The 14,793-nt window shown below is 46.4% G+C and carries 11 protein-coding genes and 2 pseudogenes; 5 read left to right on the top strand and 8 right to left on the bottom strand.

Going from position 1 to position 14,793, the window contains the following annotated elements; genetic code table 11:
* Positions 1–216 precede the first annotated feature (216 nt).
* The 6 genes and pseudogenes from FYJ53_RS14710 to FYJ53_RS21895 all read right to left on the bottom strand — a co-directional run.
* The gene (locus tag FYJ53_RS14710) at positions 217–429 is read right to left on the bottom strand and encodes a helix-turn-helix domain-containing protein (RefSeq protein WP_002586615.1); all 213 of its coding nucleotides are present in this window, start codon (positions 427–429) and stop codon (positions 217–219) included.
* On the bottom strand, positions 422–844 hold the full coding sequence (locus FYJ53_RS14705) for a sigma-70 family RNA polymerase sigma factor (RefSeq protein WP_002586616.1): 423 nt from the start codon (positions 842–844) through the stop codon (positions 422–424). The genes FYJ53_RS14710 and FYJ53_RS14705 overlap by 8 nt, the downstream gene beginning before the upstream one ends.
* A gap of 171 nt (positions 845–1,015) precedes the next feature.
* The gene (locus FYJ53_RS14700) at positions 1,016–1,783 is read right to left on the bottom strand and encodes a class I SAM-dependent methyltransferase (RefSeq protein WP_002586626.1); all 768 of its coding nucleotides are present in this window, start codon (positions 1,781–1,783) and stop codon (positions 1,016–1,018) included.
* A 50-nt stretch (positions 1,784–1,833) separates the two neighbouring features.
* A complete protein-coding gene (gene tet(W) / locus FYJ53_RS14695) occupies positions 1,834–3,753 on the bottom strand; it encodes a tetracycline resistance ribosomal protection protein Tet(W) (protein WP_002586627.1) in 1,920 nt (639 codons plus the stop codon).
* 652 nt (positions 3,754–4,405) lie between these two features.
* Positions 4,406–4,534 (bottom strand): annotated as a pseudogene (locus tag FYJ53_RS14685) (Maff2 family mobile element protein); the annotation flags it as partial.
* Between the two features lies 1 nt (position 4,535).
* A pseudogene (locus FYJ53_RS21895) lies at positions 4,536–4,847 on the bottom strand (hypothetical protein); the annotation flags it as partial.
* 348 nt (positions 4,848–5,195) lie between these two features.
* Between FYJ53_RS21895 and FYJ53_RS14675 the strand changes: the two are divergent.
* The 5 genes from FYJ53_RS14675 (at position 5,196) to FYJ53_RS14655 (ending at position 12,530) form a co-directional block, all read left to right on the top strand.
* Positions 5,196–6,017: an AraC family transcriptional regulator gene (locus FYJ53_RS14675; protein WP_243143991.1), complete on the top strand. Its 822-nt coding sequence runs from the start codon at positions 5,196–5,198 to the stop codon at positions 6,015–6,017.
* A 183-nt stretch (positions 6,018–6,200) separates the two neighbouring features.
* Entirely contained in the window at positions 6,201–6,785 is a 585-nt protein-coding gene (locus FYJ53_RS14670) for an MptD family putative ECF transporter S component (RefSeq protein WP_154557406.1), read from the top strand.
* Complete coding sequence (locus FYJ53_RS14665; RefSeq protein ID WP_020990933.1) at positions 6,785–7,486, top strand: energy-coupling factor transporter transmembrane component T; 702 nt, start codon at positions 6,785–6,787, stop codon at positions 7,484–7,486. The genes FYJ53_RS14670 and FYJ53_RS14665 overlap by 1 nt, the downstream gene beginning before the upstream one ends.
* An 11-nt stretch (positions 7,487–7,497) precedes the next feature.
* The gene (locus tag FYJ53_RS14660; protein ID WP_008978101.1) at positions 7,498–10,782 is read left to right on the top strand and encodes an energy-coupling factor transporter ATPase; all 3,285 of its coding nucleotides are present in this window, start codon (positions 7,498–7,500) and stop codon (positions 10,780–10,782) included.
* The gene (locus tag FYJ53_RS14655; RefSeq protein ID WP_008978102.1) at positions 10,776–12,530 is read left to right on the top strand and encodes an ABC transporter ATP-binding protein; all 1,755 of its coding nucleotides are present in this window, start codon (positions 10,776–10,778) and stop codon (positions 12,528–12,530) included. Before FYJ53_RS14660 ends, FYJ53_RS14655 begins: the two co-directional genes overlap by 7 nt.
* A 114-nt stretch (positions 12,531–12,644) precedes the next feature.
* Here the strand turns inward: FYJ53_RS14655 and FYJ53_RS14650 are convergent, their stop codons facing one another.
* Both FYJ53_RS14650 and FYJ53_RS21185 read right to left on the bottom strand, forming a co-directional pair.
* A complete protein-coding gene (locus tag FYJ53_RS14650; RefSeq protein WP_154557405.1) occupies positions 12,645–14,297 on the bottom strand; it encodes a recombinase family protein in 1,653 nt (550 codons plus the stop codon).
* Positions 14,298–14,369: 72 nt separating this feature from the next.
* Entirely contained in the window at positions 14,370–14,537 is a 168-nt protein-coding gene (locus tag FYJ53_RS21185) for a hypothetical protein (protein WP_008978104.1), read from the bottom strand.
* Between the last annotated feature and the right edge of the window lie 256 nt (positions 14,538–14,793).

Genomic DNA, 14,793 nt, shown 5'->3' with positions numbered 1-14,793 from the left:
CCCGGTGTTGGAGAAATCCTTTCTCTTTGCCCTCTACTACGGGTAAATGCTCCAAATGCCAAACACCAGGGCAGAAAAATTCCCTCCTCGCTTACTACTACAACCGGCAGGGGGCAAAATGGCCGGGAGCGGAGCCGGACAACAAAAAAAGCAGTAAATCTTTTTCAAGACTTACTGCTTTCGCTGGCCGCGTCGGTGGCGGCTGGTATTCAGTTTTTATGACTTGTCCGGTGGTTCGTCAAGCCGGAACTTGAATTGACAGTCAATTAACCGCTGCTTTACATAGTCCTCCACCTCGGCGTTGACCTGCCCGTTCACTTTTGAGAAATAGCGGATATATCCGGCGTAGTGGAGCAGGACAGCGTTCACGGCTTCTGGGTCGCCCTCACGGGCTTTGAGGATTGTTTCATAGGGGAGAAGTCTACTCATACCGGCTCACCCCCATTTCTTCGCGTAGCCGCTGCAAGGCAAGCTGGATATGCCGCCCCGCTGTGCTGCGTGACCGGCCAATACACGCGCCGATCACGCGCTGCGGCTGGCGCAGAAAGTAATAGCGCAGGATTTCTTCCCGCGTCTGCTCCGGCAAAACAGAGATCGCGTCGGCAAGGGCGGCGTTGCAGAGCAGGACGGTCTGACCGCAGACGGTAAATGGGTATTCCTCGTCCGGCTCCGACGCGGCAAACTGGACAAACTTCTCGTTCATCAGATAGTCAAGGGAAACTTGCCGTTCCCATTGCCGTTTAAGCTTCAAAATCTTGTCCAAGGCGGCACAGCGGATAACAGTCTTGCAAAAGGCGTTGTACCTGCGCTGGATATATTCTTGATAGGCTATCTGGTCGGTCATGGAAATTCCCCTTTCTGAATAATAGTGCGGGGCGGTGGCACTTCTTGCTGTCGCCCCTTGATTGCCTACCAGCAAAGGCGGGCGGGGCTGTCAACGGCTGCGCATATGCGCCGTTCATCTTGACCGTTGACTGGCTCGGCTGGGTTTGCTATTTACCCGACAAACTTGAATTTATTTTAAGCTATCACGTTTTACCTTCTTAAGCCTTACTATCATTACCATAGGAATTTCTTTGTTGGTTTTAAAACATTCTTCATAAAATCCATCAATGACAAATCCAGCTCTAAAACAAAGGTTAAAAATATCTTGTATGGAACGATGATAATAAATCTGCTCTTTCGGTTGCCCTTCAATCGCTATATCATAGTAACTGTGCGGTGTCATATATTTTTCAGTCAACGTGACAAAACAAGGGTGTTGCGTTGCAAAGACAAAAATTCCGCTTTCCTGCAACAGTTCATAAACAGCCATAAGAAGTGGTTCAATATCCGTAATATCCATAATTGCCATATTAGAAACTGCTTTCGTAAAGGCTCGATTTCTTTTTAATTCTAATATACTTTTTCTATCGGTCGCATCCGCCACACAAAATTCAATTTGTTTTGCATATTGTGATTGCCGTCTTTTAGCCAATTCTATCATTTTTTTGCTGTAATCAAAAGCGACAACCGAAGCGCCTCTTTGTGCAAGATACGAAGAATAATTTCCATTGCCACACGCAATATCCAAAATGTAATCCGCAGGATTAGGAGATAGAAGTTCCGTTACTTTGGGACGCACTACCTCTCTGTGAAATTCATTAGATTCGTCACCCATTGCATTATCCCAAAATTGTGCGTTCTCCTCCCAGATTTTTTTACTTTCCTCTGTTCCCATGTTCTCTCCCACTCCCCAAATTTGCTTTTTTGCTTCCATTAAATCTTCCTTACTATATTCCATTGTTACCCTCCATAACTTCTGATTGTTGCCGTCTTGACGATTATGTATCTTTACATTACCTTCTGAAACATATGGCGCACCTTGTCCAGGCGGCTGTTTGGACGGCGGGGCTGGATGACCGGCTGACCGACAGCGGCCTGATATCCTTTCAGCTCTGTAAGGCATACGCTCCGCCCGTTGGTGTAAAAGGCCAGATCAGTACGGTATGCCTGTATACAGCGGGCGGGAATCTCGCCAGTAAAGACAACTTCATCCTTTTTTACCTGGGCCGTTTCGATGGTGGCACAGTATTTCGGTGCATCATGATAAGCCCTGGAAAGGTATTCCTGGGGCGCATAGAGGATGAAGGAGAGATAAGGTTCCAGCAGCTGCGTCCCCGATTCCTTCAATGCCTGTTCCAATACAATCGGGGCCAATGAGCGGAAGTCCGCCGGCGTGCTGACCGGACTGTAATAAAGCCCGTATTCAAAGCAAATCTTACAGTCCGTTACGTTCCAGCCGAACAAGCCCTGCTCCAGCCCGTAACGGATACCATCCCTGACAGCGTTTTGAAAACTCTGGTTCAAGTATCCCAGCGAAACCCGGCTCTCGTATTGTACACCGGAGCCAAGCGAGAGTGGTGTAACAGACAGTCCTATGGATGCCCAAAACGGGTTGGGCGGCACCTCGATATGGATGGTGTGGCTGGCTGCTTTGAGCGGCCGCTCCATATAAATGACGGAGGGTTCCTTTACCACTGTTTCAAGCTTGTATTTTTCCGACAGCAAAGCGGAAACAACCTCCAACTGCACCCGGCCCAAAAAAGAAAGAATGATCTCATGGGTGATGGAATCCACTTCGCAACGCAAAAGCGGGTCAGTATCCGCAAGTTGCGTAAGAGCGTCCAGCAGCCGTTCTCTTTGCGCTGCCGTTTTCGGCGCAATCGTCGTCCGCAGCATGGGGAGGGGGTCCTCGCGCCACCTTTTACGAGGGAGCCGGGTTTGGTCCCCTAATACATCGTTTAACCTCACGCTGTCGCTGGGAAGGATAACAATTTCACCCTGATAAGCGGTGTCTGTCCGAACAATTTCCCCTTTGGATGGAATACGCATCTCTGTGATTTTCAGCTTTTCTCTCCCGGCCAGGGCCACCGTATCCCGCAGGCGCAGCGTTCCGCTGTATAACCGTAGATAGACACGCCGCTGGCCGCAATCGGTGTACTCAACCTTGAAAACGCTGCCGCATAGGGCGGCGCCCCCCTGTTCCCCAATCGGTTGGAACAGCCCTGTCACCGCATCCATCAACGGTTGAATGCCAAGGCCATTTTTGGCGCTGCCATGATAGACTGGGAACAGGGAGGCGTCTTGAACCCGCTGCTGTTCCTCCCGCGCAAGTTTTTCCCGGCTGATTGGTTCTCCTGCGATATACTTTTCCAATAATTCATCGTTATTTTCGATGACCGCATCCCATGCTTCTATGTCGGTATTTTCCTCCAGGACTATTTCCGGGGACAGCGACACCGTCTGCTTGATGATAATATCGGCGGAGAGCTTATCCCGAACAGACTGAACCACGCTCTGCAAATCAACGCCAGCCTGGTCGATCTTGTTGATAAAGATAACGGTGGGAATGTTCATTTTCCGCAGGGCATGGAACAGAATACGGGTCTGGGCCTGCACGCCATCTTTAGCGGAGATCACCAAGATGGCCCCATCTAAAACAGCCAAAGAGCGGTACACCTCCGCCAAAAAATCCATGTGGCCGGGCGTATCCACAATGTTAACTTTACATCTGTGCCACTGGAAGGAAGTGACTGCCGCTTGAATGGTAATCCCACGCTGCCGCTCCAAAAACATGGTGTCCGTCCTCGTTGTCCCTTTTTCGACGCTCCCCGGTTCTGAAATGGCTCCGCTGGCATATAGCAGGCTCTCCGTCAAGGTCGTCTTTCCAGCGTCTACATGGGCAAGAATTCCAATATTGATTATTTTCATGTGATTGTCCTCCCTTTACAGCCCCAAAGGGCATAAAAATCCCCAGCAGTAAAATACTTTTACCACTGGGGATTATAAGTTGCGGACATACACATATACAGCATACACCTGTTTGTGATTGCTGTTTTTGGGGATATGTCAAAATTGATAAGGCAAAAGTATTCTTAAATTGGGTACAAAAAACTAAGCCCCTACAAAAGGAGCTATCATAATCCTTTGTTCCCACTATTTGATTATAGTTTTATTTAAGAATACCTTGCCGCATATTTTTTACTCCTTTTCTGGATTAAATCATTGTATCACATCAGTTTTAGGAAAGCAAGTACCTAAAAGAAATTTTTCTTCCCCTTATATGTAACAATCATACCGGCTTCCTAGCGTTCAGAATGTTTTCTGCTGTCTGCTGTGGTGTTTGGTTGGAATTGTCCAACCAAAAGCCGATCCGTGGTGTTGTCTGCATTTTACTAAATACAAATTCAATGTATACAGAAAGATATAAGGAGTGGGAGGGATTCCGCCGTAGTTGGCATTGTAGGAAAATCCAAAAGTTTAGATTTTCCCACAATGCTTATCTTTTGGTCTTTGGTTCGGAATAGTGTAGTGCTGGCGGTCTATCTCTTGTTTTCGGTTGCTTGCTTCCTTACCGTACATGAGCATTCGCTCCGGGATTATCCGCCCCGTAGCCTTCCATTAAGTTAATGCCGCCCCATATACAAAGACCGGCTCCAAGCGCAATTACAAGTGTCTGTAATACTGTTACTGCCTGTGAAAAAAATTGCATATTAGATTTCCTCCTGTTCATTTTGTGATTTTTTTGTTTCGTCTGCCGCCGATTCCGTTTTGTCCGGTTCGGACGGCAGACTGATTTTGTAACTGTCGAATACCTCATTTTTCTTTACAATGGGTTTTCGCTTTTTCATATACCTTTCCATATCAAAGGTGTTTTTTATGTTTGCGTCGGAAAGATATTTATAGTTCGGGTGCGCCGTTATATCATACTTTTCCGAGAGAAAAGGACGCACGCCCCTTAATTGCAAAATACATTTTCCGCCGTCCATAACCGCCAATTCGTCCTGACTCATAAGCTCTTTGCCACAATGTCAAGTGATGAATTAAGAAAATAAACATACAGCCATCTTCTCCACAAAGAAAAATAAATCACTGTCGATTCCAGTGTAGATAAATTTTCTTTTGCTTTCTTCATAAGGAACTTTTCTGTGTTCAAATTGACTTTTATGTCCCCGTATTGTAAACTATGATTAGTTGCCGCTAACCATATAAAAGCGTCATCTGGAGGTGTATCAGCTACGACAGAACTTCAATATTTAAAGCAAGATAAGAAAATTCCGGGCAAGGAACCTTTTATTACTTATGTAGATTATCAGGCGGGCGATGCCCCTGCTGATATGTGGGTATATGATATTTTTTCGGGCGTACAGTTAATGGTGGTTGATTTTGCTATCGAAAGCTGTTTTCGTGGAAGCGGAAAAGAAAATGTGATTGGAATTAATCATTGCGAAAAAGGTAGATATGAGTGCGCTTTCGATAATAAGAGCTATATCTATTTAGGAGAAGGAGATATTGCGATTAACAGTCAACTGCATCCTCCGGTTGCTTCTTCTTTTCCTTTAAAATATTTTTACGGCTCTACCATTCTGCTTTTTCCGGAAATCATGAAAAGGGGACACGAATTACAGGCTTTTCAAATCAGCGCAGAGAAAATAGTTGAAAAATATTCTCTCAATACAGAATGCCATGTATATCGCCGGAATGCGGAAATAGAGCATGTATATCAGGAGTTATATGCACATTTGACACTTCCGCATCCATCGTTGCCATTTTTGAGATTAAAGGTGTTGGAGCTGCTTTATCATTTTCAGTCAAAGCAAATTGTTTTTGAAGAAAATCGGGAGTATCTTTCAGGGGCAACTGTGGAGCGTATTAAACATGTAAAAGAGCATTTACTGCAGGACATGACGCAGAGAACAAATTTGAAGGAGTTGGCTTTGGAGCATGGTTTAAGCCTGACGCAGCTGAAAGATGGCTTTCGGCAAGTGTATGGAGAATCTCCTTATGCGTATTTGCGGAATTACAAAATGCATCAGGCTGCGCAGCTGCTGCGTCAGACTGATCAGAAAATCAGTGAGATTGCACTAATGATGGGGTATGAGAATCCAAGCAAGTTTTCAGAAGCATTTTACGCCGTGATCGGATGTAAACCCAAAGCCTATCGTAAGACGCAAAAATCAAGTAATACGGTGTAGCCAAAGCAAAATCAATAGGAACGAAAGATTCGGTGATGCTGTCTTTTGATAGCGTCACTTTTTGGCTTTTTGGAGCATTTTTGCAATTTTTCGGCTTTTTAGAGTAGAAGTAAATCGGGATAATTGCTATAATGCAGGAGTTAGCAACAACTAACCAATAATAATGAAAAGGTAGGTATCTATATGAAAACAAAACTTACGACAAAAGATTTAATTGCCGCAGGAGCTTTCGGCGCGATTTATCTGGTAATCCTGACCGTCCTGTCATCATTGGTTCTGCCCATTGTTCCGGTTCTCTTTTTAGCAACTCCACTGATTGCCGGCATCGTTCTGGGTACAGTATATATGCTGTATGCGACAAAGGTTCAAAAGAAAGGCACAATCTTGATATTGGCTGTGTTGGTGGGACTGATTACTTCTATGTCAACATTTTATCCGCTGCTGTTTTCCGTTATCTGGGGAATCCTTGCGGAAGTGATTGCTTCCAGGAAAGAGAGAAAATCTGCCGGTATGCTGGCTGCAAGCTATGTTGTATTCAACATGACTTCAATGGGCCCGTTTTTTGCGATTATCCTCGCAAAGGAAGCGTTTCTTGAAAATTGTGCAACCTATTATGGTGCAGATTATGCTGCAACATTGAACACCCTGACGCCTAATTGGATTGTTGTGGTTCTGATCGCATTTGCGCTGATCGGCGGTCTTCTGGGTGGTCTCCTTGGAAAGCGCATTCTGAAAAAGCATTTTGAGAAAGCGGGAATTACTGCGTGATGGCGCGGAGTAATCCGACTGGCATGTTAGATCCGAGGAGCAAGCTTGCAGTCTTTGTCGCAGTTTGCTTCTCGGTTTTTTCGGGCTTGTCGTACATACAGGAAATATCGTTGCTTGCATTATGCGTGGTTACCTTGCTTCTTTGCCGCAAATGGAAACGGGCATTTTATATCAGTGTTCTCTTTCTTGCCATGCTACTTTCGGATTTGTATGTTGTACCGCATTTAACCGGTGTATCAAGGAACATTACGACATCCATCTGCCATGTTTTGCGTTTTATTCTTCCCCTGTTTGCGTCCTTTTATCTTGTTACAAGGACGACAAAAATTGGAGCATATATATCCGCACTGACCAAAATGCATATGCCGTCCGAGATTGTGATACCACTGGCAGTAATGTTTCGTTTTGTTCCCACGATTCAGGAAGAATGGCAAATGGTAAATCAAGCGCTCCGCTTGAGGGGGCTGGCATGGAACTGGCACAACGTTTTTACTCGGCCTATCCATATGCTGGAGTATATGATGGTTCCTTTTTTGATGCAAAGCTCCGTTGTGGTGGACGAAATGTCAGCCGCTGTGATGGCAAGAGGATTTGACCGTGACACACGCCGCAGCAGCTACATAGAGGTAAAATTGTCATTTCTGGACTGGTGCATCGTTGTCGTATCTGCCGGAATATTGGCATGGAACCTGATTGTTTGAAGGAGGGAACTATGATTACCTTTGATGATGTCAGCTTTACATATCAAGGCAGTATTTCAGACGGATCAGAACCACCGGTTCTCCGGCATATTCATTTTCATGCAGAACGTGGCGAATGTATCGTATTATGCGGCAAAAGCGGATGCGGGAAAACGACAATGCTACGCATGGTCAATGGTCTTGTTCCTCATTTTTATCAAGGATGTCTGGAGGGAGACATTACTGTTGGAAACGTCAATATAAAGGAGGCGTCTCTTCCTCAGATTGCCGCCGTTGCAGGCAGCGTGTTTCAGAATCCAAGGACGCAGTTTTTCCATCTGGATACGACCGGAGAAATGGCGTTCAATATGGAAAATTTGAATGTCCCGCATGACAAAATGGTAGAACGCTTAAAGGAAACTGCCTGGAAGTTGGATATACAGGCTTTGATGGATCGAGATATTTTTCAACTATCCGGTGGGGAAAAGCAGCAAATTGCATGTGGTTCCGTGTATGCCTCTATGCCTGCGGTCATCGTTATGGATGAACCATCCTCAAATCTGGACATGGAAAGCATCCGAAAGCTGCAAGACCTGATCAGAACCATGAAGGACGAAGGAAAGACGATTCTAATCTCCGAACACCGTTTATGGTATTTGGAAGATATTGCAGACAGGTATGTTCTGTTGAATGACGGACAGATAGAACATGAATTTACAGGGGATGAAATCCTGACGCTATCATCCCGAAAGCTTGAGCAGGCAGGCTTACGAGCAGTACGCCCTGAACAGATCTGGAATACGGGGAGACACACGATCAAGCAGAAGAATGACTTGGATGAAACAGCTTTTCTTGAAATAGAGGGGCTTCAGTTTTCACGTCAAATGAAGCAAGTATTGGATATAAACAGATTGGCGATTCCCAAAGGGGCAATCGTAGCGGTTATTGGAGAAAATGGTGCAGGAAAATCAACATTTGCGCTTTGTCTTTGCGGACTGCTAAAGCATCATGGAACCGTGCGGATCAATGGAGAACGAATTCCAAATAAAAAGCTGTCGGAGCAAACTTATCTGGTAATGCAGGAGCCCGGTCATCAGTTGTTCAGTGATTCCGTACTGGGCGAACTGATGCTGAATAATGGAACGATTACAGAGACTGAAGCAGCAGATGTTTTGGAAAAAATAGGGCTGGCAGGATTGGGAAAACGCCATCCGGGTGCTCTGTCAGGCGGTCAACAGCAGCGGCTTTCTCTTGGTGTTGCATTATGCATGAATCGAAAAATTATGCTGTATGACGAACCCACAAGCGGACAGGATGGTAGCAATCTGATGAGAACCGCAAAAATGATCCGGGAAGCAAACGAAAAGGCTTTTTGCAGTATGATGATCACGCATGATCCGGAACTGATCCTGCGCTGCGCTACGCATATTCTTCATATCCATTCAGGCGAAATAAAAAAATTTACGAAATTGGATGAAAGGGGGATACTTTATATGAAAAAGGTGTTTGGAGAAAATTCACAAACAGAAAAACCGTTAAAAACAGGAATCCCGCGGCTGCTTGAATTCTCCGGAAAATACAGAGGACTTTTCAGTGTGTCTCAGATATTGGCAGGATTTAGTTCTTTGTTATTACTGGCACCCTTCCTGTGTATTTATTTTGCTGCAAGAGAATTACTCGTTGGTATGTCGGGCAGCGGATACGACACAGTACATATGCTGCAATGGGGGATATGGGCGCTTGTGTTCGAGCTGGCTGGGTTAGCTGTCAACTTCATTGCGCTTCTCTGCTCCCATGTTGGAGCATTCCATACAGAAAAGAATCTGAAAATGGCAGTGCTTCGTCATCTTTCTGAAATGCCGTTGGGTTATTTTGAAGAAAATCCCGGCGGAAAATTAAGGAAGATTATTGATGAGAACAGCGCTCAGGTGGAAGGCTATCTGGCACATCAGATGCCCGATCTTGTGGGCGCACAGGTAACAACAGTTGTCGGGCTTATATTAATGCTTGCGATTGACTGGCGAATTGGCTTGCCATTGATTCTGCTTCTGATTGCCGGTTTTGCCTGCCAGATGACCATGATGGGCGAAAAAACCATGAGCTTTATGAAACGGTATCAGGACGCACAGGAAGAAATGAACCACGAGGCGGTGGAATTTGTACGGGGAATATCGGTTATCAAGGTTTTTGGACAATCCGCCTATTCCATAAGAAAATTCCGGGACGCAATTACTGCATACCGTGATGACGCTCTTGCTTTTACAATGGCGTGCAAACCGGGATATGTCGGATTTAATACGATTGTAAACTCCTCTTTTTTGGTACTTGTCCCGGCAGCGCTAATAGGGATGACGTTTTCAGGTGATACCGTTGCTTTTGCAGGAAAATTCCTGTTTTATCTGGCGTTCGCTCCGGCCTGCGCTTCTATGCTCAACAAAATTATGTATATGAGCAACTATAAAATGCAGGCAGTAGAATCTATGAGAAGAATAGATACCATACTTCTGGCGAAACCGCAAAAACAGCCAATGCAGCCTGTAAAACCGCAGAGCGGAGATATTTGTTTTGAACATGTGACATTTACCTATCCCACAGGTGAAGCACCTGCAATCACTGATATTAGCTTTATTGCCCGGGCTGGTACTACAACTGCGTTAGTAGGGCACTCAGGCTCCGGAAAGACAACCATTGCCAGCTTGATTCCCCGTTTTTACGATACACAGGAAGGAAGCATCATGATCGGAGGAACGTCGCTGAATCAGATTGAGAGGGAATCTCTGATGAAGCAGGTCGCTTTCGTATTCCAGAATCCCAAATTACGGAAAGCAACGCTTGAGGATAATATTCGCGGCGGTTGTCATGATGCAGACAGGGATGCAATTCTTCGTGCGGCACATCTGGCTCAATGTGATGATATTTTAAAAAAACTGCCGGATGGTCTTGACAGTGTAGTCGGGAAAAAGGGCGTATACTTGTCCGGTGGCGAGGTACAACGGATTGCTATTGCCAGAGCAATACTAAAAAATGCGCCTATCCTTGTATTAGATGAAGCCACAGCATTCGCTGATCCAGAAAACGAGGTACAGCTCCAGAAAGCTCTCACGGAACTGCAAAAGGGGAAAACAGTTATTATGGTTGCGCATCGTTTGAGTACCGTACAAAATGCGGATCAGATTTTAGTAATGAAAGAAGGAAACATTGTAGAGCGGGGAACACATGAAACATTGTTGGAACTGCACGGAGAATATGCCCATATGTGGGAGAATTATAATCAGTCTATTTCGTGGAAAATTGCAAAGGAGGTGCGATCATGCTAAAAGAAACGCTTGCTCTCAGTGACAAAGGCACACGGGATTTAAAAAAAGGTATCGTTGCGACAGCGGTGGCGCATCTCTGTGTCATGCTGCCTGTTTCCTTGCTGATGACTGTGACAATGGCGTTGATTGATAAAACGGTCGGTCGTGGCGGCGCAGAATTAAATATTCCGTTTATCCTTTTATTATGTGCTTTTTTGACTGCGCTTATCTTTGTCACTCAGTGGGTTCAATACAACTTGACCTATAAGGTGGCATATGAGGAAAGCGCTGAGCGCCGGATGTCCCTTGCTGAAAAAATGCGTCGTCTGCCGTTGTCTTTCTTTGGTCAAAGAGATCTATCCGATTTGACAACAACGATGATGGGGGATTGCTCAAAATTGGAACGCATGTTTTCAAATGCGGTACCCGGCTTTTTGGGAACTGTCATCATGTTTATCATTATTTCCTGCGGATTGCTGGTGATTGACTGGCGTATGGGATTGTGTATTATCCTTCCGGTTCCAATTTCTGCACTTGTAGTGCTTGCCGCACGAAAAAAACAAATAAAAGCAGAAGAACGGAATCTGGATGCGCATCGAGCCGCATATGACAGTGTGCAGGAGTATTTAGATGTGATGAAAGAACTGCGCTCGGACGGACTTGAAAAAGCATATCTTGAGGATGTGGACAAAAAGTTAGAGCATGTTGTGTCTTGTGCGTTCCAAAATGAGCTGGCCCCCGGAATCGCCGTGACATTAGCACAATTTTTCTTACGGTTTGGGATTGTGGCGGTATTGCTTGCAGGTGGTCTGATGGTTGTGGATGGAAGCCTTTCGGTTACCATGTTTATTTTATATCTTGTTATAGCCGGGCGTGTATATGAGCCATTTAGTTCATCGTTCATGCTGATGGCGGAAATGATCTTATCTCTTGTCAGTATTAAACGGACAAAACAAATGGAGGCTATCAAGGAGCAGGGCGGGCAGCCTGTCTGCAATAATCAGGGATATGATATTGAATTTCAGGATGTTGTGTTTACCTATCATGCAGATTTGGAGGATACGGCTGTTTCTGGCAGACATGGCGAGCGTGTCCTGAATGGTGTTTCCTTTGTGGCAAAGCAGGGTGAGATTACTGCGCTGGTAGGCCCGTCAGGCGGCGGAAAATCTACCGTTTCCCGGCTGGCGGCAAGATTTTGGGATGCTGATTCCGGCAGGGTTTTATTAGGCGGTGTGGACGTTACTACAGTAGAGCCTGAAACGCTGTTCAAAAATTATTCGATTGTGTTCCAGGAAGTTACTTTGTTTGATCAATCCGTCATGGAAAATATCCGGCTGGGGCGGCAGAATGCCACCGATGAGGAAGTGCTGGCGGCGGCAAGAGCCGCGCAATGCGAGGAGTTCGTATCACGGCTACCAGAAGGCTATCAAAGCGATATCGGAGAAAATGGGTGCATTCTTTCCGGCGGTGAGAGACAGCGTATTTCGATTGCCAGGGCAATCTTAAAGGATGCTCCTGTTGTAATATTGGACGAGGCCACCGCTTCTATGGATGCGGAAAATGAAACCCTTGTACAGCAGGCGTTGTCAGAACTGCTGCAAGGAAAAACTGTGTTGGTGATTGCTCACCGCATGAGGACGATTGCAAATGCGGATAAAGTTGTTGTTTTGGATCACGGACAGGTCGTGGAAATGGGAACGCCAACAGAATTATTAGAAGAAAACGGGTTGTTCCAGCGATTGGTTGCAGCACAAGGCGGACACTTATAAAAATGCAGATATTTGCATGTGCGTTAAATACTCAAACAATTATTCGCAATTTGAACATCACATATTTAGCCAAAATAAAAGGCCCTCCCCTGCATGGGGAGGGCTTCGCTGTTCTTATGCTGCAATCTCCGGGATTTCCCCGACAAAGTTATAAACAATTCTGACTTCCTGCACCTTCTGGCCGTCCACCTTCCTGACCTCGCCGATCAGAATTTTGCTGATAAGACGGTTCAGTATCGCCTCGTCCAATTCCTCGATAGCGGCATAGCGCCGGATTTCCTTGATAAAGGTGCGAACTTCGATTTCCTGCATGTCCGCCCGACTCTGCATCATCGCCAGATCGTGCAGGCGCTTCTGGTTGGCTTCCTGCTCCTGTTCCAGCGCCGCCGTCAGTTTCATAAACCGCTGTTCGGTCAGGATGCCTTTGGCCTTATCGGTGTACAGGCTTAAAAACATCCCGTCAATTTCCTGATTCCGGGCTTCCAGCCGTTTCCGTTCTTTCTCGGTCTGAGAAGCGTCCACCAGATACCGGCGCTCCATCCGGCTGCTGAGCCGCTGGTAAAACATATCAGCATCTTTCATGGCCTGCGCCGCCAATTCCTGTATATCCTTCAGCACCAGATTATACAAATCCCTTGCTTCAATCTTGTGGCTGGTACAGGCGTTCTTGCCCAACCGGTTATAGGTCTGGCAGATATAATACGCCTTATCAATTGGTTCCCGCATCTCGCCGGTAAAACGGTTCTTGCCGGTTCTGCCGACTTTTTCATACCGCACCTGCATGGACTTCCCGCAAGTGCCACAGTAGACCAGCCCGTGGAACAGGTTATAGAAGGGGCAGGCGTTGCCTCTCATAATGGTGGGCCTGCGGTCAATGATTTCCTGCACCTGTTCCCATTCCTCCGGGGAAACGATTGCTTCATGGCAATCCTCAATGATTTCCCAGTCCTCACGGGGGATAATGTCATAGGTGTTGGAACGAATCCCTTTCTGATGTGTCCGGCAGACCAGATGTGCGCCCTTATAGAATGGGTTTCGCAGGATATGACTGATTCTTGCACCGCCCCACGCATAATAGTTGACGTCACATTCCGTATTGCTCTTTACCCTCGTGATAGGAACCTTGTCATCCATGAGCTGCTTTGCGATTCGCATACAGCCCCAGCCGTCCAGTGCCATGTCATAGATTTTTCGGATAACCGGCGCTGTCTCCGGGTCAAGGATAAGATGCCCTTTGTCCTCCGGGTCACGCATCAGGCCAAGAGGCGGCTGCCCACCGCAAAACTTTCCCTGCCGGGAACGGGTCATGCGTCCCGCCAGCACCTTTTTGGAAATATCCCGGCTGTACATATCGTTCAGGATATTCTTAAAGGGCGTGATGTCCATTTCCTGACGGGTCAGGCTGTCCACGCCGTCCGTGATGGCGATATAGCGCACATTGTGTTTGGGGAAAAAGATCTCGATATAGCTGCCGGCTTCGATATAATTCCTGCCGAGCCTCGATAGGTCTTTCGTGACCACGCAGCCGACCTTGCCTGCCTCAATGTCAGCGATCATACGCTGAAAGGCAGGACGGTTGAAGTTGCGGCCCGTATAGCCGTCATCCACATAATACTCATACTGGAACATCCCATGCTTTTCTGCGAAGTCCCGGAGCATGAGTTTCTGGTTGCTGATGCTCATACTCTCATTGTCGCCGCCGTCATCCAGAGAGATACGGCAGTAGAGAGCGGTGATTTTCTCATAGACTTGTTTTTTCCTGCTCATAGCGTTCTCCTTCTATGAACAGGGACACGATACCATTATAGTACCATGTCCCTGTCCCTGAATCAACCGTTTTTACGCAGCTTTTTCTGCCATTTCCTTCTGATGCCGCCATTCCTCGAAGTGTTCGCAGGTCTGGCGCTCAATGAGCTGCTCAAAGGCTTCCCGCATGGACTTTTCCCCGGAGAACTCCCGCACCACGATAAAACGGACTTTATTTTTTTGCTGTTTGCTTTTTTCCATAGGCTACCTCCATAGAGAGACAGGCCGGACGGCAGCCCCGGCAACGAAGTCCGGCAACGAACCTCTGAAAACCTGTAAACTACCGTCTGGCCTGTAAATCTTACTTTGTGAATTTTCTTGAAAAATCTCGTTGCTTTCGTTGCCGGAGATAAAGATAAATAGTAAAATATCCCTTATTTACAGGCTTTTCCCGTATCCAGACAGGGAAATCCCCGGCAACGAACCCGGCAACCAAGTGACAACCAACCCGGCAACA

It is taken from the genome of Eubacterium sp. BL-380-WT-2B (assembly GCF_009696115.1).
In the GTDB taxonomy this organism is placed as follows: domain Bacteria; phylum Bacillota; class Clostridia; order Eubacteriales; family Eubacteriaceae; genus Eubacterium; species Eubacterium callanderi.
Note: the sequence above shows the minus strand (reverse complement) of the source record. Positions and strands in the feature narration are given on the sequence as shown.